Raw genomic sequence first — 18,731 nt, 5'->3', positions numbered from 1 at the left:
GTGGTCTTCGCGGGGAAGATTCTCTCAGGAAAAGCACAGTGTGTGCTGGTACACCGAAGTGGGACTTCTTGATCGGCCATCCAGGCACTCTCTCTCACTACATCGGAGGTTGATACCTCCCCGCAGGTGCAGAGGGTAGCGAACGGCAAGGGAAGATGTAACCCTCCCGACAGGACCCACTCAATCTTGCACAGCGTTCGCTCAGTCGACGCACAGCAGCCGTCCTGAATTCAGGAACCTCACCCTACGCTGGGTGAACAGCTACGGCGAGTGGAGCAGTGGGTCTAGACCAGAGGCCTAAAGAGTGACGTGCGCCACTCGGTTCGGTAGTGATTCCACCCATTGTGAGCAAGCTGTCACGTTCTCTACAGTGGCCCGCGTGGCTCCCGGGAATGAGTCACGCACTTCCACCTAAATCGGTTCCCCAACCGTCACTTTCTTCAAGGAGCAGGCCTTGCTTGGAAACGCCATGAGCAGTGGCCGGGTTCGCACTCGCCGCGCCGCGCTCGGGCTCGCCCTCACCGTCGCAGCCGCCACGGCCCTCACCGGCTGCAGTGCGCTCGGCTCGGACAGCTCGAACGCCTCGTCGAGCGGGGGCGGCCTGGAGAAGTCGAAGATCAAGGTCTCGATCATGCCGACCACCGACCTCGGCCCCTTCTGGCTGGCCCAGGACGGCGGCTACTTCAAGGCCGAGGGTCTCGAGGTCGAGCAGGTCGTGGCCAAGAGCGGACAAGAGTCGATGCAGAAGGCGATCGCCGGCGAGGTCGACATCGCCCTCTCGACGTACACGCCGTTCTTCATCGCCAAGAGCAAGGACACGGACATCCAGCTGGTCGCCGACGGCACGTCGGTGAACGCGAAGAGCAACGCCATCGTCACGGTGCCGAACTCGCCGGTGAAGACGGTCAACGACCTCAAGGGCCGCCGGATCGCGATCACGGCCAAGAACACCGCGTCCGACATCCTCACCAAGTCCGTCATGAAGGACCACGGCGTCGACTTCACCGGGGTCCAGTGGACCCTGGTCGCGCTGCCGAACATGGCGGCGGCGCTGAAGGACAACCAGGTGGACGCGGCCTACATGCCGGAGCCGATGCTCACGCAGGCGGCGAAGACCGTCGGCGCGACGCCGGTCATCGACATCAACACCGGCGCCAGCCAGGACTTCCCCCTGACCGGCTACGGCTCGATGACGAAGTGGGTGCAGGGCAACCCGAAGACCCTCGCGGCCTTCCAGCGGGCGATGAAGAAGGCCACCAGCGACGCGATCAACGACCGCTCGAAGGTCGAACCGCTGCTGGTCAAGTACGCGAAGATCGACGAAGACACGGCCAAGCTGCTCACCCTGCCCGGCTACGGCTCCGTCCTGGACGCCCGGCGCCTGCAGCGGGTGCCCGATCTGCTGCTGCAGATGGGTGTCATCACCAGCAAGGTCGACGCCGCGCCGATGATCGCCCCGCAGGCGACCAGCTGACGTGAAGAAGCTGCTTCGCGGCCTGGCCGGCCTGGTCGGTTTCCTCCTGCTCTGGGAGGTCCTCGTCCAGGTCGGCTTGGTCGATCGGACGTTCACCCCGCCGCCCAGCGTCGTGCTGCGCACCGTCGGGGACCTGCTGGGCGACCCCGAGTTCATCCGGGACATCGTCGCGACCATGCTGGCCTGGCTGATCGCCATCGCCGTCGCGATCGCGGTCGGCGTACCCGCCGGGCTGCTGCTGGGCAGCGTCCCGGCGTTGCGCACGGCCACCGCGGCGATCGTGGAGTTCCTCCGGCCGATCCCGATCACCGCGCTGGTTCCCCTGGTGCTGCTGGTGATCGGCTCCGGTCCCGAAGCGAAGATCACCCTCGCGGTCTACGCGTCGCTGTGGCCGATCATGTTCAACACGATCTACGGCATGGGCGAAATCGACCCGGTGCTGATGGAGACCGCCCGCGCGTGCGGGACCAGCCGGTTCCGCATCCTGACGTCGGTCGCGCTGCCGCAGACCGCGCCGTTCGTCTTCACCGGCCTCCGGCTGTCGGCGACGATCTCGCTGATCGCCGTCGTCAGCGTGGAGTTCCTGGCCGGTTCCCAGCTCGGGCTGGGCAGCTTCATCATCGTCGCCAGCACCGGTTCGGTCCGGTTCGACCTGGTCCTGGCCGGCACGGTGGTCGCCGGGGTGCTGGGCTACCTGATCAACGAAGGGCTCGAACAGCTCGGCAAGCGGCTGTTCAAGTGGAGCTCGGTGGACCGGGAGGCGATCGCGTGACGGCGGCAACCCTTTCGGGCCGGGTGGGCCGGCGCGCCGCGCGCGGTGCCGCCACGGTCCTGCGCAACTGGCTGCTGTTCGCGCTCCTGGTGGTCGTGTGGGAATTCGCCGCCCGGGCCGGCGGCAGCACGTTCTTCCCGCCGCCGTCGAAGATCGCGGGCACCGCCGCCAAGCTGTGGTTCACCGGGCCGGCGTCGCACCTGTTCCTCACCGACGCCGTGTTCGACAACGTGTTCCCCAGCCTCGGCCGGACGCTCGGTGGCTGGGCGCTGGCCGCGGTCGTCGGCATCGTCCTCGGCGTGCTGCTCGGCCGGTCGGCGACGGCGATGGACTATGCCGGCCCGCTGTTCGCGTTCTTCCGCTCGATCCCGCCGCCCACCCTGATCCCGGTGTTCGGGGTGCTGTTCGGGCTGAGCTCGGGCATGCAGATCGGGTCGATCATCTTCGGTGCGGTGTGGCCGGTGCTGCTCAACACCGTCGACGGCGTCCGCTCGGTCGACCAGGTGAAGGTGGAGACGGCGCGGTCGTTCCGCACACCCAAGGGGTACTGGCTCGGCATGGTCGTCCTGCCCGCGGCGGCCCCGAAGATCTTCGCCGGGCTGCGGGTCAGCCTGTCGATTTCGCTGCTGCTGATGGTCGTCTCCGAGCTCGTCGGCGCCTACAACGGCATCGGCCGGTCGCTGCTGAACGCCCAGCAGGACTTCGACTTCCCGACCATGTGGTCGTGGCTGGTGCTGCTGGGCATCCTCGGCTACGTCTTCAACACGATCTTCCTGGCCGCGGAACGGCGGGTGCTGGCCTGGCAGCCGGCCCGTCTCGGCCGCGACTGACGCTGGAAAGGCCTCTCCCATGTCCACCATGCTCGAAGTTTCCGGCCTCAGTCACACCTACGGCAGTGGCGCCAAGGCGCACACCGCGGTGAACAACCTTTCGTTCACCGTCGAAGCCGGGCAGCTGGCCAGCATCGTCGGCCCGTCCGGCTGCGGGAAGTCGACGCTGCTGCGCTGCATCGCCGGGCTGACCCCGCCGACCGACGGCACGGTCAATCTGCACGGTGACCGCGTCTCCGGGGTCCCGGACGACCTGGCCGTGGTGTTCCAGGACTACAGCCGGTCGCTGTTCCCCTGGCTTTCGGTGCAGAAGAACGTCGAGTTCCCGTTGCGGTGGCGCCCGATCTCCCGCGCGGAACGCCGGGAACGGGCGGCCGAGGCGCTCGAGCAGGTCGGCCTGTCGGGCGTCGGCGGCAAGTACCCGTGGCAGCTGTCCGGCGGCATGCAGCAGCGGGTGTCGATCGCCCGCGCGCTGGCGAGCCGCCCGGCGCTGCTGCTGATGGACGAGCCGTTCGCCTCGGTCGACGCCCAGACGCGCTTCGAGCTCGAGGACCTGACCCGGCGCGTGCAGCGCGAGCAGGGCAGCACGGTCCTGGTCGTCACCCACGACATCGACGAGAGCGTGTACCTGTCCGACCGCGTGCTGGTGCTGTCGAAGTCACCGGCGTCGATCGTGGCGGACCTGCCGGTGGGCCTGCCCGCTGCGCGGGACCAGATCACCACGCGTGAATCGGCGGAGTTCGTGACCCTGCGCGGCGAAGTGGCCCGGCTGCTGCAGGGCGGCACGCCGGCGGAGGCCGCCACGGCCGCGTCCGACGCCGCGGAGTGGGAGCTGGCCGAGCAGGCACCGAACATGACGAAGACCAAGACCCGCAGCCAGCGTTAGCCCCTGCCGCGGCCCGTCGTGAGTGGTAAAGCGGGTTAGAACCCGCTTTACCACTCACGAGGCGTCAGTACAGCGACTTGGACGATGGGGCGACCCGGACGTGGACCAGCGTCGGGCGCGGGTCTGCTAGCGCCGCCGTGAGGCCGGGGACCAGCTCGGCCGGCTCGGTGATCGTCACGCCGTGGCAGCCCATGCTCTCCGCCAGCGCCGCGAACCCGATGCCGCCCAGTTCGGTGCCCGGCAGCTTCGCGCCGCCGATCGCGTCGCCCAGGATGCGGACCGCCGCGTACTCGGAATTGTCCAGGATCACGAACGTCACGGGCAGTTCTTCGCGCGCCGCCGTCCAGAGGGCCTGGATGCCGTACATGCTCGAACCGTCGCCGATCACGCCGACCACCTTGCGGTCCGGGCGGGCGAGCGCCGCGCCGACCACACCCGGGACGCCGTAGCCGAGCGTGCCGCTGGCCATGGTCAGGAAGCCGGTGTCGGTGGCCGTGATCGGCAGGTGGTCGTGCAGGATCCCGCGGTGGCTGGGCGCCTCTTCGACGACCAAGGCGTTGTCCGGCAACAGGTCCGCGAGCGTCGAGTAGACGAGTTCGCCGGTCAGCGCGTCGCCGGCCGGTTTGGCGGGACGCCGCCGCGGCGCCGGTGCGGGCCGCGTGCTGCGCTCGACGACGTTGAGCAGCGCACGGATGCCCAGCTTCGGCGTGGCCCGGATACCGGTGCCTTCGAAGGCGCGCGCGAGGACCTGCTCGTCGTCGCTGACGATGAACAGCGGCGGCAGCGGAGCTTCCCCGCGCCCGCGGTCGACGTGGTAGGTGAAGGCGGGCGCCCCGAGCACGACGACGAGGTCGTACGGCGCCAGCGTGTCCGCGACCGCACCGCGTTCGGGGTCGAGGAACCCTTGGAACAGCGGGTGGTCCTCGGGGAACGAGCAGCGGAACGACATCGGCGCGACCCACACGGCGGCGTTGAGCCGTTCGGCGAGCGCGACGGTTTCGACGACGGCCGCGTCCTGGTCGACGGCTCCCCCGACGACGATCGCCGGCCGTTCGGCGGCTTCCAGAGCGGTGTTGAGCTCGTCGACGGCCTCGGGATCGGGCGCGAAGCCGCGGATCCGGGGACGCGAGACGATGGGCCGTTCGGTGGTGACAGCCCAGTCATCGGCGGGCACGGACACGAAAACCGGACCGGACGGCGCCTGCGTGGCGACGTGGTAGGCCCGCGCCAGCGCGGCCGGGACGTCCTCGGCCGAGGCGGGCTCGATCGACCACTTCACGTACGGCTTCGGGAACTCGGGCGCTTCCATCGCGCCGAGGAAGGGTTCGTGCGGGATGAGCGACCGGATCTGCTGCCCGGCGACGACGATCAACGGCGTCCGGTTGCGGTAGGCGTTGAACAGGCTGCCGAGCCCGTGCCCGACCCCGCCGGCGGAGTGCAGGTTGACGAGCACGGCTTGCCGGGTGGCCTGCGCGTAGGCATCGGCCATCGCCACGACGGCGGACTCCTGCAGGCCCAGGACGTAGTCGAAGTCGTCGGGCCAGTCGGTGAGGAACGGCACTTCGGTGGTGCCGGGATTGCCGAACACCGTGGTGAGGCCGAGTTCGCGGAGGAGTTCGCGGGTGGCGTCCAGCACCGTGCGCTTGATCATGCGCCCAGGTTAACGCTTAGCCTTGCGAAGAAAAGCCCCCCAAGCGGCCGAACCGACGGTGAGCGTGCCACCCGAGCGGTCCTTGGTGTCCCGGATCTGCGACACCGGACCGAGCTTGACCTCGACGCAGTTCTCTTCGGTCCCGCTATAACTGGACTTACGCCACATCACGCCTCCAAGTCGGCGATCACCTCCCGGATGAGCGCGCAGGATTCCTGCTCGCTCAGGGCCAGTGCCGCCATCGCCCGCTGGGCCGCCCGGTAATCGGCCACCTGCTGCTCATCGTAGAGGTAAGCACTGCCGCGGTACTGCTCCAGGAAGACGATCGGCGGAAGGTCGGCGTAGTCGAAGATGACGAAGGAACCGTTGAGGCCCGGGTGGAAGTCCTCGTTGTCCGGCAGGACCCGCAAACTCACGTTCCGCCGCTGCGCCAGCTCGGCAAGGTGCCTGAGCTGCGGGGCCATGATCTCGGCCCCGCCGCGCCGCTGCCTCAGCGCGGTCTCGGCGAGGAGCGCGGTGTAAGGCGACGGATCTCGGCCGGTCAGCACCTCCTGCCGCATCAGGCGCACCTTGATCCGCAGCTCTTCCTCGGCCCGCGACCGCCCGGCGGCCGCGAGGATCGTCCGCACGTATTCCGGGGTCTGCAACAGCCCGGGGATCAGCAGCGGTTCCCAGGCGAAGATCGCCGAGGCGGTGCGCTCGTACTCGATGAAGGCCGAAAGCCGCGGCGAGATCCCGGGAATGCTGTGCTCGAGCCAGTTGGGCTCGCGGGCGTTCCTCGCCAGCTCCAGCAACCGTTTCCGCTCCGCGGGCTCCACCCGCAGCGCCCCGAGCAGCAGCGCCACCTGCTCGATCTTGGGCACCCGCGTGCCGCTCTCCCAGTGCGAGAGATCCTGCGCCACCACCCCCGCCAGCCGCGCCAGTTCGCGCACGCCGAGGTTGCGCGCCTTCCTCGCCGCGCGGATCCCGAAGCCCAGCGCGCGGGACCTCGGTGTCGCTACCAGTGTTGCCATGCACACATTGTGTCATCGGCCACCGACAAAACCGGGAAACCGGGGCCGTCGCAAACTCGCGACAGCCCCGGCTCCCGGTCACTCACTTGCTCAGCCGATCAGGCCGGACAGCCCGGTGCCCTTGAAGGAACCCCAGCCCGTCACCTGGTCGTACCCCGTCCCCGCACTGAAACCCGTCGTGCCGTGGAGGGTGTTGTTGCCCGAGGTCACGTCGTGGAAACCGGTGCCGTACGACGACCCGTTGCCGATCGAGTAGAACTTCGGGTTCAGGTTGCCCAGGCCGCCGCCGTGCACCTGGTTCTGCAGCGCCGCGAAGGCCGCCCACAGCGGGGCCGCGCCCGACGTGCCGCCGACCGTTCCCCAGCTGCCCGCGCTGTAGATGTAGTACCCCGACGTCGGGGAGGCGTCCGCCGACACGTCCGGCACCTTGCGGTACGTCGTGCTCTGCGACGACTGCCACGACGGCGCCGTGAACACCGTCGAGATGCCGCCGCCGGTCGAACCGCCGCTGTTGCCGTCGTTCCAGGTCACTTCGCTGCTGTAGCCGTTGGACGAGGTCACGCTCAGCTTCGTGCCGCCGACGCCCGACACGTTCGGGCTCGACGCCGGGAAGTCGACGCCCTTCGCCGCCGAACCCGTCTGGCGGTAGCAGTCGGTCGTGCCGTCGTCGCCCGCCGCTGCGAAGTAGGAAATGCCCTCCGCCGTGCCGGTCGCGATCGCGCTGCTGACGCTCTTCGCCGCGCTCGAACCTTCCGCGGATTCGCAAGCGCCCCAAGAGATCGAGACGACGTTGACCTTCGCGTCGGACGCGATCTTCTGGTACATCGCGAGTTCGCCCGCGCTCGAGTTCGGTGCCTCGTAGACGTAGTCGTTGGCCGCCGCCGCGAGCGCGTGCACGACCTCGATGTCGAGCTCGACCTCGATCTGGCCGTCACCCGGCGACGAGTCGTAGTTCGCGCCGCTGACGCCGACCGTCGTCACCGAGCCCGCGGAAAGGCCGTATGTGCTGTCGTACTTGGTGATGTTGGACTTCTGGTAGCCGTCGAACTCCACGAACCCGACGTTGACACCGCTGCCGGTCGCCGACAGGCCACTGGTGCCGTACGCGGTCTTGAGCACCGGCGGGGTGACGGACTTGACGACGTTGGGCTGCGCCAGCGGCTTCGACGCGTGCGTCCGCACCGCGTGGTCGTCGAGGCCGATGACCCCGCCCACGACGTCCGAGACGCTCGCCGGCACGGCCGGGACGGCGTCGTTGGCGAAGAAGTCCCGCCCGGAAGCCTGGTCGCGGTAGGTCCCGATCCGGGTCCGGAACGCCGACTCGAGCTGCGCCGCCGAGCCGGTGAACGTGATCGCCTGCCGGTTGCCGGAAACCTCGATCCCGGACAGCCCCGCTTTCTCGAGAAATGAGACGGCCTTGTCAACGTCTGCCTGGGTCGGGCCGAACCTGGCATTGAACTGCGCCGGGGTCAGAAACCGGTGGTATTGCGGCGAAGCGGGATTTTGCACGTCGGCGAGGAACTTTTCGAGCGCCTGCTGGTTGTGCAGTTTCAGCGAGAGCGCGGCGGCGATCGGCCGGTCGGCCGCGACGTCGCCGGTGCGGGCGCTGTTGATCAGCGGCGCGGCATTGTCGGCCAGCGTGACCAGGGGTTCCGGCGCGGCGGCGGCCGGGACGGCCACGGCGAGGCCGAGCAACGCAGGCAGCGGCACAGCGGCCGCGACGAGCTTGCGCAAGCGCATGGGGGAATTTCCTCTCGGCGGTGGGGACCGGGCCTGCGCGGAATGTTCACTGCAGGTTGCCGAGCAGCATAAGAAGACGTGATCACGCCGAGGAACCTACTTTTGTCTGGGCTTCGACGGATCCCATTTTCATTTTCCGAGAGGTTTACCTTCCCATGGTAAACCGATTATTGTCCGGATTGCCCGACCATTTCGATGCGTTCGATGATCTCCCGGGCGCGCGGGTCGCGCCGGTGGCGGCGGGCCGCGGCCGACAACGTCCGCAGCCGCTGCCGGGTCCGGGGCGAGCGCAGGACGCCGGCCAGCTCGATCGCCTCCCGGCCGGCTTCGGTGGCGACGTCGAGATCGCCGCCCAGCGCGTGCACGGTGGCCAGCCAGATCACCGTCAAGGACCGGCTGCGGGCCATCTCCGGGCCGTAGCCGGCGATCGCGTCGACGAGCGCGGGGATGCCCTCGCGGCCGTGCCGGACGTCGACGACCTGGGCCAGTTCGCCGTGCACCGTGCCGACCATCGCCGCCAGGTCGGTGGGGCCGAAGAAGGCCGCCCACGGCGACGGTGCCACGCCGGCGGCGTCGGCGAACTCGGTGCGGGCCCGGTGCAGGCACGCCACCGCGGCGACGACGTCCGCCTTCTTGGCGTGCGCCCACGCCTGGTTGGCCGAAAGGATCGCCTGGGCCAGCCGCGAGCGCGCCCGCAGCGCCGCCTCCCGGCCCCGCGCGAACTCCGCCAGCGCCGGATCGACGGCGTCGTAGTGCAGCAGCAGCCGCCCGGCGCGGTACCGGATGTTGGCCTGGAGGTCGTCGTTGCCCGCTTCGACAGCCAGTTCCATCGCCTGCGCGAACGATTCCAGCGCGGCCTCGGGGCGGTCGTCGTCGAAACTGGTCCAGCCGGCGAGGTTGTACAGGTCGGCGACGGCGGTGCAGAGCCGCGGCCGGACCTTGCCGCGCACGGTGCCACCCAGCAGTCCGACGGCGTGGGGCAGCACCTCCGCGACGGCTTCGCCACAAGCACCGCCGCCGTAGCGGTAGTCCTGCGCCCGAAGCCGCGCGATGGTGTCCTCGAGCCGTTGCACGTCGGCGAGACCCACGCGTGCGCCGCTGAAGCCGTCCCGCTCGTCACTGCCGGTCATGGCAGCCCTCCGTCCGTAGAGAGCTGCCGATCGGGCAGCTCCGCTCATTCCCCGCCGGGCCAGGCCGGAGCCCGCTCCTTCGAGGGAGTGGCACCGGGCAGCACCCCGGTGGCGGTCAGCACCACACCCGTGGCGGTTTCCGCGATCTTGACGACGGCCAGCAGCCCGGTCAGGGCGAGGGAGCCGCCGAGCCCCAGTTTCGCGAAATCGTCTTCGGCGGTTTCGGTTCCGCGTTGACGCGGTATCGCGCCGGTCACGATTCGGCCCTCCGGCTTGCCGCTGCGGCACTCGGGCGATAGCCGCGGGGAATCAGCCTGCCCCAGGTGGTAGATATCCACCTGATGGCCGGCGTCCTGGTTTCCTGCTGTCCACGCAACGAGTTCTCGAACTGAATACGCGCGCACACGGCGCCGCCTCCCGCACTGTGCAGATCGATTCCTGAAGATCGGCCGGATCGCGAAATGCGGGACAACCGTAGCCAGCCGATCGTCGGAAAATCAGCCACCAACCAGGTCAAACCTGAAACCGCCCGTGCAACCGCACGCGCAGCCCAGCGCGCGACACTGCACACGGCGGATGCAATTTCACGAGCCAGGTCACGATTGTCACCGGCACGCGAAAACATCGGCAGAAATCGTTTCCGCTCCGCCGATCCTTCGTGAAAGGCGCGTAGTCGATCAGGATTTGACGAGGTCGACCCAGGTGCGCACGGTTCCGGCGTCCACGGATGACTGCCAGCCGCCGGGCCGCACCGCGCTGCCGACGTGGAATCCCCGGACGCCACCCGCGCGCAGGAGGTGCACCTGCTGGGCGCGCAGGCCGCCGCCGACGAGCAGTTCCGGCCCGCCGTCGCGCTGCGCGAGCCGCTGCAGCACCGAAAGGCCGCTCGCCACGCCGTTCGGGTGACCGGCGGCGAGCACGGTGTCACAGCCGAGCGAGGCCAGCTGGTCGTACGCGCGCAAGGGATCGCGCGTGCGGTCGATGGCGCGGTGGAACGTCCAGGGCAGGCCGTCGACCTCCTTGATCAGCGCCTCGCAGGCGTCGAGGTCGATTTCGCTGTCGACGGTGAGGAAGCCGAAGACGAACTCCCGCGCGCCCGCGTCGATCAGCCGGGCGGTGTCCGCGCGCAGCCCTTCCAGATCGCCGATGGCGAAGGAACCGTTGTCCCGCAGCATCACCCGCACCGGGAGGTCGGTCGCCGAGAGCACGTCACGCAGCGTTTCGAGCGACGGCGTCAGGCCGTCCTGCGCCATGTCCGCAACCAGCTCGAGGCGGTCGGCCCCGCCCGCCTGCGCGCCTTCGGCATCCGCCGCGTCCAGCGCGATCACTTCCAGCAGGGGCGTCTTCGAGCTCATGCCTCATCCGTTTCACTGGTTCCGGGTGTCGTCTCCCCTCGCGTGCCGCCCTCGCCGGAAGCCGCCTTGAAGGCTCGTCATCCGCTCGCGTACCGCTTCCGGGGAAAGAGAGAGTATCGGCCGCTGCTCCGGCACCGCTCCCGGGCCGGCCGCGGAATCCAGCGGCTGCAGGAACGGCCAGGTGTCCTCCGCGCCGTCCTCCTGCTCCAGTTCGGCCGGGGTGGGCCATTCGTACGAGGGCTCGATCGCGGCGGGCGGCGCGACCGGTGTCAGCCGCGGTTCGGTGTCTTCGTCGTCCGGGGTGCGCACGGGCGTGACGGCCACCGGGGCCGGTGGCGGTGCGGCCACCGGGACCGGTGGCGGCGGTGCGAGCGCCGGCGGTGGCGGTGCAGGTGGCAGTGGCGGTGCGGGCGCCGGTTGCGGCTCGCGGGCCGGCGGCCACGTGGTGGTGAGCGCGTGCCGTGGCTGGGGTTCGACCGGCCGCGGCTCTTCGGCGACCGGACGCGGCTCCGCCGGCTTCCGCGGCTGTTCGGGTGCGGCGGAGGCGTCGAACCAGCGGGACAGGACGTCGCGGTAAGCGGGCATCCGCTCGGTCGGGGCGTCGAGGTCCAGGTGCGCCTCTTCGTCCACGGTCGGCCACTCCGGGGCGTGGTCGCGGGCCACCACCGGGGCCCGGCGCGGCGGCCCCGCCTCGATCGACGGCGGCGTCAGCTCTTCCGGCTCCGGCTCGGGTTCGGGCTCCGGCGGCGTGAGCGGGGCCAGCGGCGCCAGCAGCTCCGGTTCCGGGGCGGCGGACGGCTCGGCGGGCGGCGGCGGTGCCGGCATCGGCGGCAGCTCGACGATCAGGGCCGCGGGCACCAGCACGGTCGCGACCAGCCCGGAGTCCGCGCCCGCGCTCAGGCTGACGTCGATGTGGTGGCGCGTGGCCAGCGTCGCGACGACGAACAGGCCCATCCGCCGCGAGACCTCGACATCGACGTCCGGCGGGTGCGCGAGCCGCGCGTTGGTGCGGTCGATCTCCGCCTGCGGCATGCCGGCGCCGTGGTCGATGATCTCGATCTGCCAGTCGCCGTCGTGGGTTTCGGCGCTCGCCACGGTGACCGTCTCGTCGGCGGAGTAGCGCGTCGCGTTCTCCAGCAGCTCCGAAACGACGTGCACGAGGTCGTTGACGGCCTCGCCGCGGACCGCGACCTGCGGCGCCGGGCCGAGCTCGATCCGCTGGTAGTCCTCGACCTCCGAGAGCGCGGCGCCGATGATCTCGTCGGCCGCCACCGGGCCGGCGTCGTCCCGCGCGGAGTCCTGGCCGGAGAGCACCAGCAGGTTTTCGCTGTTGCGCCGCATCCGCGTCGCGAGGTGGTCGAGTTCGAACAACCCGGCGAGGGTGTCCGGGTCCTGCTCGTCGGCCTCCATCCGGTCGAGCACCGACAACTGCCGTTCGACGAGGTCCTGGCTGCGCTGCGAGAGGTTGACGAACATCGCGTTGACGTTCTCGCGCAGCATGGCCTGCTCGCCGGCGAGCCGCACCGCCTCGCCGTGCACCGCGTCGAACGCGCGCGCCACCTGGCCGAGCTCTTCGCGGGTGAACACCGGCACGGGCGCGACGGCGAGCCGTTTCCGCAGGTTCTCGGGCGCGGGCTCCGGGTCGGTGAGGAGGTTCTGCACGGCCGCGGGCAGCCGGTGCTCGGCCACTTCCAGCGCCGTCCGGCGCAGGATCCGCAAGGGGCGCAACAGGGACCGCGCGATGACCACCGACAGCACCCCCGCGACGAGCAGGACGCCGAGGACGACACCGCCGTCCCACAACGCGGCCGTCCGGGCTTGCGCCGCCAGGCTGTCCGTGCGTTCCTGCAACTGGACCAGCAGCGCCTGCTGCACCTGGTGGGCGAGGTTCACCGTGTGCGTCGCCGAAGTGTCCCACTGGTTCGGGTCGAGGCCCGAGAGGTTCTGGCCGTTTTCGGTGCGGGTGAGCGCGGATTCGACCATGTCGTTGCCGATGTCGACGACCAGGCCGATCACCGTGTCGTCGAACATCCGCTGCTGGTCGGGGGTGGCGAAGGTGCGGTAGTCGTTGCGCGCGGCGGCCAGCTCGGCTTCCGCGCCGAGCAGGGCGCGCGTGCGGTCGCGGTTGAGCGTGCCCGCCGCGAGCGCCTCGGCCATCACCGCCCGCTTGACCGACATCTGGTCCTTGATCCGGGCGAGTGCGTTGCCCGCCAGCCGCATCCGCGCGAGATCCGAATCGGAGACGTCGGCGGCCGCGGAGTCGCTGATGTCGAGCAGGCCGGAGATCAGCTCGCTGTAGGAGCGCAGCACGGCGTCGGCGGGAAACGCGGAATGTTCCGCGGAAAACCGCAGGCCACCGAGCACGCGCAGCCGGTCGTCGGTCTGCTGCAGGCTTTCCGCGGCGTTCGCGTCGAGCCGCGCCTTGCTCTCGGCGAGGGTGCGCTCGAACCCGCCGATGGCCTGGTCGACGCGGTTGCGCTGGGCGGTCAGGTCCGCGGTGTCGCCTTGGCGGTTCTGGGCCACGAACCGGACGGTGAGGTCGCGCTCGCGTTGCAGCTCGTGCAAGGCTTCGGCGACCGTGCTGTCGACGCGGCCGCGCGTGGCGAACTCGGCCAGCTGCCGGGCGTCGCGCAGGTCGGAGCTGATCCGCAGGCCGACGAGCGCGATCACGGCCAGGGCCGGGATGAGGAGGACGGCGAAGAGCTTCGTGCCGAGACGCCAGTTCCGCAACCGCCAGCGGCCGCCCGCCGGACGCGGATCCGCCGCGTCGCCGCCCTTGCGGGGACGCTTGTCGCGACGGGTCACCTGGTTTCCTTTTCCGCCGCGGGCGGGAACCCGCGGATCGAACGACACACGAACCTACTGAACGGTAGCCCGCCCCATGAAGATCCGGAAGCCGCGCTGGCACGATACGGCCCTGCCCGCGATCGTATGGGGCGCGGACCATACGATCCAGCACGAGAACCAGATTCTCGCGGTAGGTGAAGGTTCATGATCAGACGCGGACGGTTGATTCCGCTGGTAGCGGCGCTCCTGGCGACCGCGGGCTGCAACGTGTTCTCTTCCGGCACTCCCGCGCCTCCACCGCCGCTGGAGCGGACCACCCTGCGCGTCGGTGTGGGCAACGCCATCGACACCGCCCCGCTGCGGATCGCCGTCGCGGCCGGGAAGTTCGGCTCCGCGGGGCTGAACGTCCAGCTGGTGGAACTCGGCGCCGACGACGGGCTCGCGAAACTGGCCGCCGGCGACCTCGACGTCACCTTCGCCTCCGACATCGCGATGTTCCGCGCCGCGGCCGGCGGGACGGCGTTGCAGCTGCAGGGCGAGGCCTACACCTCCGGCCCGAACACGATGGCCCTGGTGACGCTGCCCAACTCGGACTACACCGTGCCGACGGGCAAGCGGTCGCCGAAGATCGCGGTGAACATGCTCGACGACGTCGGCGCGCTCGTCGCGCGATCGGTGCTGGTCACCGCGGGCGTGGACCAGGCGAAGATCAAGTTCGTCCCCACCCCGTTCGACCGGATGCCGCAGGCGCTGCAGGCCGGCGACGCCGACGCCGCGCTGATGATCGAGCCGTACACCACCCGCGCCGAGAAGGACCTCGGCGCGCACATCCTGGCCGACGGCGCCCGCGGTTCGACGCTCGACTTCCCGCTGTCGGGCTACGCGGCGGCGAAGCCGTTCGCGCAGGCCAACCCCCGGACGCTCCGGGCGTTCCGCACCGCGCTGGGCACGGCCCAGCAGAGCGCGACGGACCCGGCGATCGTGCGCGACGCGCTGCCGAAGTTCTCCGACATCGACACGACCACCGCGGCGCTGATCTCGCTCGGCTCGTACCCGGTGTCGCTCAACGGCATCCGGCTACAGCGCGTGGCCGACCTGATGCACAACTCGGGCCAGCTGGCGAACCGCCTCGACGTCCAGAGCCTGCTGCCCGATCGGACCGGGTACTGAGGGCTAGATGTTCTCGCCCCGCGGCAGCATGCACACGACCCGCATGGGCGGGCCGTAGTAGATCCGGATGTCGTCGGCGTCTTCGCACTCCTTGCCGTCGCGAGACCTGCTGAAGACCTCGACGCGGTCCGTCGCCGCCGGGTCGGAGCAGTTCACCTTGGCGATCGCGACCTCGTCTTCGATGTCGCGGAGGCAGTCGCCGGTGCGGACGTTCAGGGCCAGGCAGAGCGTCCGCCCGGACTCGGAGCCGCTCGTGGTCCGGAACCGCACGTAGCCGTTGGAGGAGCAGGTCGAGTTCCGGCTGGCGGCGGTCTCGACCTTGTACGTCGCGTTGTTCGCGGCACAGCCGACGCGGTGGTAGGCGAGCCGGCCGGCCGTCTCCTGGGTCAGGTACAGGCAGTCGCCGTCCGACGGCGGGCCGCTGCGGCCGGCCCAGTAGATGCCCATCGCGCCCAGCACGCCCAGGCCCAGCGCGGCGACGACGCACACGACCAGCGTGATCCGCACCTTCGTGGTGAACCAGTGCGGAATCGGCTGCGGCCCCGGTACCGGCGGCATCGGCGCGGGCTGCGGGTAGCCCGGCGACCGGAACGGGTTGCCGTCGAACGGCGGTGTGGTCAACGTGCCCTCCAGTGATCCCCTCGGCACCTCGTCCCACCGGCGGACCCGCGAGCGGAGCGGACCGGAGCGAGGCACGTATAACAGTAGTTGTGACTGATGGCCCGCTGATCGTCCAGTCCGACAAGACCGTGCTCCTGGAGGTCGACCACCCCCAGGCCGGTGACGCGCGCGTCGCGATCGCGCCGTTCGCCGAGCTGGAACGGGCGCCGGAGCACGTGCACACCTACCGGATCACGCCGCTGGCCTTGTGGAACGCGCGCGCCGCGGGCCACGACGCCGAGCAGGTCGTCGACGCCCTGACGACGTACTCGCGCTTCCCGGTGCCGCAGCCGCTGCTGATCGACGTCGTCGACGTCATGGGCCGGTTCGGGCGGCTGCAGATCGCCAACCACCCGGCGCACGGGCTGGTGATGTCGACCACCGACCGCGCGGTGCTGACCGAGGTCGTCCGGAACAAGAAGATCAGCCCGATGATCGGCGCCCGGATCGACGAGGACACCGTCATCGTGCACCCGTCCGAGCGCGGGCGGCTGAAGCAGGCGCTGCTGAAGGTCGGCTGGCCGGCCGAGGACCTGGCCGGGTACGTCGACGGCGAAGCCCACCCGATCGCCCTGGACGAGCAGGACTGGCACCTGCGCGACTACCAGCGGATGGCCGCGGAGGCGTTCTGGGCGGGCGGCTCCGGTGTGGTCGTGCTGCCGTGTGGCGCGGGGAAGACGCTGGTCGGCGCGGCGGCGATGGCTCGCGCGCAGGCCACGACGCTGATCCTGGTGACGAACACGGTCGCCGGGCGGCAGTGGAAGCGTGAGCTGATCGCGCGGACGTCGCTGACCGAGGAGGAGATCGGCGAGTACTCCGGGGAGAAGAAGGAGATCCGGCCGGTCACCATCGCCACCTACCAGGTGATCACCCGCAAGACCAAGGGCGAGTACCGGCACCTGGAGCTGTTCGACTCCCGCGACTGGGGCCTGGTCGTCTACGACGAGGTCCACCTGCTGCCGGCGCCGGTGTTCCGGATGACGGCGGACCTGCAGTCGCGGCGGCGTCTCGGCCTGACGGCGACGCTGGTGCGCGAGGACGGCCGCGAGGGCGACGTGTTCTCGCTGATCGGCCCGAAGCGCTACGACGTGCCGTGGCGCGACATCGAGGCGCAGGGCTGGATCGCCCCGGCGGAGTGCACCGAGGTCCGCGTGACGCTGACCGACGCGGAAAGGCTCGAGTACGCCACGGCCGAGGCCGACGAGCGGTACAAGCTGGCGGCGACGGCGTTGACGAAGACCCCGGTGATCAAGTCGATCGTGGCCAAGCACGCGGGCGAGCCGACGCTGGTCATCGGCGCGTACCTCGACCAGCTGGAGATGCTCGGCGACGAGCTCGACGCCCCGGTGATCCAGGGCGCGACCCGCAACAAGGAGCGCGAGGAGCTGTTCGACAAGTTCCGCCGCGGCGAGATCAAGACGCTGGTGGTGTCGAAGGTCGCGAACTTCTCGATCGACCTGCCGGAAGCCTCGGTGGCGATCCAGATCTCGGGCACGTTCGGCTCGCGCCAGGAGGAGGCCCAGCGCCTCGGGCGGCTGCTGCGCCCGAAGGGCGACGGGCGGCAGGCGCACTTCTACTCGATCGTCTCGCGCGACACGGTGGACACGGAGTACGCGGCGCACCGGCAGCGGTTCCTCGCGGAGCAGGGCTACGCGTACCACATCGTGGACGCGGACGACCTGCTCAGGCCGCTCTGAGCCTCGTTCGGCCTAGCGAATCGTCACAGGAACAACTTGCGCCACAGGAGTTGCGAGCAAGCCTCTGACCAGCGGATTTAGCGATTCACTCGAACGGATGAGCGGGCGCGGTACTGGAAATTGTCGGACCCTCGAACTACTGTTCGACATGCAGCAACCGAACACAAGTTCGAGGGGACGTCCATGACGATCGCACCGCTCCGCCCCGGTACACCCGCGCCGCCGGTCCAGACCCTCCCACCGGGGTCCTGGCACGGCCGGCTGTGGGTGTCCGACCTGCCGCTGACCCGGCCCGAGCGTTATTTGGGCTGCGTGGCCGAGTTCGAGCGGTCCGGCCTGTGGCCGGTGCTGATCCCCCACGACCAGCGCTTCGCGGCGAACGGCGAGGATTGGATCGACGACCGAGGCAGGCTGTCCCCGGCCGGCCACCGGGTGGCCACCGCCGACCCGGCGGCGGCCCTGTCCCGCTGGTGGGACACGTCGTGCTGCAACGGCGCCTGCCTGAGGCCCTTCGGCGCACGGTTCCCGGGGCTGGCCAAGCGCAGCCCCCGCAGGTCCGACCCCCTGGCGGAGGCGGGCAACACGGGCTCGATCCTGGCCACCCGAGCCCCCCACCGGCTCGGCCTGGTCCAGACAGAGCGCCCGGCCGACATCCCGGCCCTGCTGGGCTGGACGGGGATGATCAAGTGCACGGACCAGGTGGCGGAGCTGTCGGCGGTGCTGCGCAGCTGGGAGGAGAGGTTCGGGGCCACGTTGGTGGTCCTGGGGTTCGACGCGATCGAGCTGTCGGTGGCGGCACCCCCGCGGAACCAGGCCCGGGCGTTGACGGTGGCTGCGGAGCACCGGGCGTTCAGTTTGCCCACGTTCGCGGGCCAGCCGGGGAACCTGCGGGAGTACGCGTCGGGGTTGGTTCAGTCGCGGCATTGGCGGTTTTCCTGGGCGTGAGGATGGGGTGAGAGCCGGGCTGGGATGAGCCGGGGCCAGGCAGGGCCGGGCTGGACTGGGCTGGGCCGGGCTGGACTGGGCTGGGCTGGAGTTGGCCGACCCGAGCTTGGCTGGGCTGGGGCCAAGTTTGGGCGAGCCGAGCCGAGCTGAGCCGGGCTCGGGCAGCCAGGCTGGGCGGGCCGGGGTCGGGCTTGGCCGGGCGGACGGGCTTGAGCGAGCCGGGCGGGGCTTGAGTGGCCGGACCGGGCCGGGATTGGCCGGGCCAGGTTTGGCCGGGGGCGGGGGCAGGGGGGCCGGGGACATCATCCGAAGAGCGGGTGGTCATCCCGTCGCCTGAGGCCGTCAAATCACTTTGAGCCAGGCCCGCAACCCGCCCACCAAGGCGAGCCGACAGCGCAACCTTGCGGACCTGGCTCAAAGTGATAGGCCTCCCGCAGGCGACGGGATGACCACCCAGCGACCCCCTCGCGAAGAGGGGAGAACAGCGATCCGGGTGGCCGTCCCAGAGCCTGCCCGTCCGGCGAGGACAGTCTTTTCACCGCGGCAGCCCCGGCAAGACGAGCCATCACTTCAAAGGCCCGGTAAGACGCGCGTCCGCCAAGTTGGGTCGCTTGTCCCACC

General features: G+C 70.2%; 16 protein-coding genes. 7 read left to right on the top strand and 9 right to left on the bottom strand.

The window, feature by feature from the left end:
• The first annotated feature begins 469 nt into the window (after positions 1–469).
• Genes C2L58_RS05650 through C2L58_RS05635 form a run of 4 tightly spaced genes read left to right on the top strand, consistent with a single transcriptional unit; the run spans position 470 to position 3,962 of the window.
• The gene (locus C2L58_RS05650) at positions 470–1,474 is read left to right on the top strand and encodes an ABC transporter substrate-binding protein (protein ID WP_199191114.1); all 1,005 of its coding nucleotides are present in this window, start codon (positions 470–472) and stop codon (positions 1,472–1,474) included.
• A 1-nt stretch (position 1,475) separates the two neighbouring features.
• The gene (locus C2L58_RS05645; RefSeq protein ID WP_103336414.1) at positions 1,476–2,246 is read left to right on the top strand and encodes an ABC transporter permease; all 771 of its coding nucleotides are present in this window, start codon (positions 1,476–1,478) and stop codon (positions 2,244–2,246) included.
• Complete coding sequence (locus tag C2L58_RS05640; RefSeq protein ID WP_103336412.1) at positions 2,243–3,076, top strand: ABC transporter permease; 834 nt, start codon at positions 2,243–2,245, stop codon at positions 3,074–3,076. Before C2L58_RS05645 ends, C2L58_RS05640 begins: the two co-directional genes overlap by 4 nt.
• Before the next feature lie 19 nt (positions 3,077–3,095).
• Positions 3,096–3,962 carry an ABC transporter ATP-binding protein gene (locus C2L58_RS05635; RefSeq protein ID WP_103336411.1) on the top strand — a complete coding sequence of 289 codons (867 nt, stop codon included), beginning with the start codon at positions 3,096–3,098 and terminating at the stop codon, positions 3,960–3,962.
• A gap of 64 nt (positions 3,963–4,026) precedes the next feature.
• Here C2L58_RS05635 and mdlC read toward each other — a convergent pair whose 3' ends face one another.
• The 8 genes from mdlC to C2L58_RS05595 all read right to left on the bottom strand — a co-directional run bounded on the left by mdlC (position 4,027) and on the right by C2L58_RS05595 (position 13,656).
• Positions 4,027–5,613, bottom strand: coding sequence for a benzoylformate decarboxylase (gene mdlC, locus C2L58_RS05630; RefSeq protein ID WP_103336409.1), 1,587 nt, complete (start codon positions 5,611–5,613; stop codon positions 4,027–4,029).
• 9 nt (positions 5,614–5,622) lie between these two features.
• Positions 5,623–5,781 carry a DUF397 domain-containing protein gene (locus tag C2L58_RS05625; protein ID WP_199191113.1) on the bottom strand — a complete coding sequence of 53 codons (159 nt, stop codon included), beginning with the start codon at positions 5,779–5,781 and terminating at the stop codon, positions 5,623–5,625.
• On the bottom strand, positions 5,781–6,626 hold the full coding sequence (locus C2L58_RS05620; RefSeq protein ID WP_103336406.1) for a helix-turn-helix domain-containing protein: 846 nt from the start codon (positions 6,624–6,626) through the stop codon (positions 5,781–5,783). Before C2L58_RS05620 ends, C2L58_RS05625 begins: the two co-directional genes overlap by 1 nt.
• Before the next feature lie 90 nt (positions 6,627–6,716).
• Positions 6,717–8,366, bottom strand: a complete 1,650-nt coding sequence (locus C2L58_RS05615) for a S53 family peptidase (protein ID WP_103336405.1) — start codon at positions 8,364–8,366, stop codon at positions 6,717–6,719.
• 167 nt (positions 8,367–8,533) lie between these two features.
• The gene (locus C2L58_RS05610; protein ID WP_233225566.1) at positions 8,534–9,496 is read right to left on the bottom strand and encodes a hypothetical protein; all 963 of its coding nucleotides are present in this window, start codon (positions 9,494–9,496) and stop codon (positions 8,534–8,536) included.
• Between the two features lie 44 nt (positions 9,497–9,540).
• Entirely contained in the window at positions 9,541–9,753 is a 213-nt protein-coding gene (locus tag C2L58_RS05605; protein WP_103336403.1) for a hypothetical protein, read from the bottom strand.
• A gap of 420 nt (positions 9,754–10,173) precedes the next feature.
• The gene (locus C2L58_RS05600; RefSeq protein ID WP_103336402.1) at positions 10,174–10,851 is read right to left on the bottom strand and encodes a copper homeostasis protein CutC; all 678 of its coding nucleotides are present in this window, start codon (positions 10,849–10,851) and stop codon (positions 10,174–10,176) included.
• Positions 10,852–10,863: 12 nt separating this feature from the next.
• Positions 10,864–13,656 carry a sensor histidine kinase gene (locus C2L58_RS05595; protein WP_199191112.1) on the bottom strand — a complete coding sequence of 931 codons (2,793 nt, stop codon included), beginning with the start codon at positions 13,654–13,656 and terminating at the stop codon, positions 10,864–10,866.
• Between the two features lie 186 nt (positions 13,657–13,842).
• Between C2L58_RS05595 and C2L58_RS05590 the strand changes: the two genes are divergently transcribed.
• A complete protein-coding gene (locus C2L58_RS05590; protein ID WP_103336398.1) occupies positions 13,843–14,808 on the top strand; it encodes an ABC transporter substrate-binding protein in 966 nt (321 codons plus the stop codon).
• Positions 14,809–14,811: 3 nt separating this feature from the next.
• On the opposite strand, the gene C2L58_RS05585 is transcribed toward C2L58_RS05590, so the two are convergent.
• On the bottom strand, positions 14,812–15,429 hold the full coding sequence (locus C2L58_RS05585) for an LppU/SCO3897 family protein (protein WP_103336397.1): 618 nt from the start codon (positions 15,427–15,429) through the stop codon (positions 14,812–14,814).
• Between the two features lie 89 nt (positions 15,430–15,518).
• Between C2L58_RS05585 and C2L58_RS05580 the strand changes: the two genes are divergently transcribed.
• Together C2L58_RS05580 and C2L58_RS05575 are read left to right on the top strand one after the other, a co-directional pair.
• A complete protein-coding gene (locus C2L58_RS05580; RefSeq protein WP_013230272.1) occupies positions 15,519–17,165 on the top strand; it encodes a DNA repair helicase XPB in 1,647 nt (548 codons plus the stop codon).
• Between the two features lie 183 nt (positions 17,166–17,348).
• The gene (locus tag C2L58_RS05575) at positions 17,349–18,110 is read left to right on the top strand and encodes a DUF4253 domain-containing protein (RefSeq protein ID WP_103336395.1); all 762 of its coding nucleotides are present in this window, start codon (positions 17,349–17,351) and stop codon (positions 18,108–18,110) included.
• Positions 18,111–18,731: the final 621 nt, after the last annotated feature.

Origin of the sequence: Amycolatopsis sp. CA-126428, assembly GCF_002904335.1 — a bacterium.
GTDB lineage: Bacteria > Actinomycetota > Actinomycetes > Mycobacteriales > Pseudonocardiaceae > Amycolatopsis.
The sequence above is the reverse complement of the archived record's forward strand: the minus strand, read 5'-3'. Positions and strand labels throughout refer to the sequence as shown.

Coding starts and splice junctions, on each gene's coding strand:
- C2L58_RS05590 (WP_103336398.1), top strand. CDS start 13,843: ATGATCAGACGCGGACGGTTGATTCCGCTGGTAGCGGCGCTCCTGGCG.
- C2L58_RS05635 (WP_103336411.1), top strand. CDS start 3,096: ATGTCCACCATGCTCGAAGTTTCCGGCCTCAGTCACACCTACGGCAGT.
- mdlC (WP_103336409.1), bottom strand. CDS start 5,613: ATGATCAAGCGCACGGTGCTGGACGCCACCCGCGAACTCCTCCGCGAA.
- C2L58_RS05575 (WP_103336395.1), top strand. CDS start 17,349: ATGACGATCGCACCGCTCCGCCCCGGTACACCCGCGCCGCCGGTCCAG.
- C2L58_RS05620 (WP_103336406.1), bottom strand. CDS start 6,626: ATGGCAACACTGGTAGCGACACCGAGGTCCCGCGCGCTGGGCTTCGGG.
- C2L58_RS05610 (WP_233225566.1), bottom strand. CDS start 9,496: ATGACCGGCAGTGACGAGCGGGACGGCTTCAGCGGCGCACGCGTGGGT.
- C2L58_RS05625 (WP_199191113.1), bottom strand. CDS start 5,781: ATGTGGCGTAAGTCCAGTTATAGCGGGACCGAAGAGAACTGCGTCGAG.
- C2L58_RS05615 (WP_103336405.1), bottom strand. CDS start 8,366: ATGCGCTTGCGCAAGCTCGTCGCGGCCGCTGTGCCGCTGCCTGCGTTG.
- C2L58_RS05600 (WP_103336402.1), bottom strand. CDS start 10,851: ATGAGCTCGAAGACGCCCCTGCTGGAAGTGATCGCGCTGGACGCGGCG.
- C2L58_RS05650 (WP_199191114.1), top strand. CDS start 470: ATGAGCAGTGGCCGGGTTCGCACTCGCCGCGCCGCGCTCGGGCTCGCC.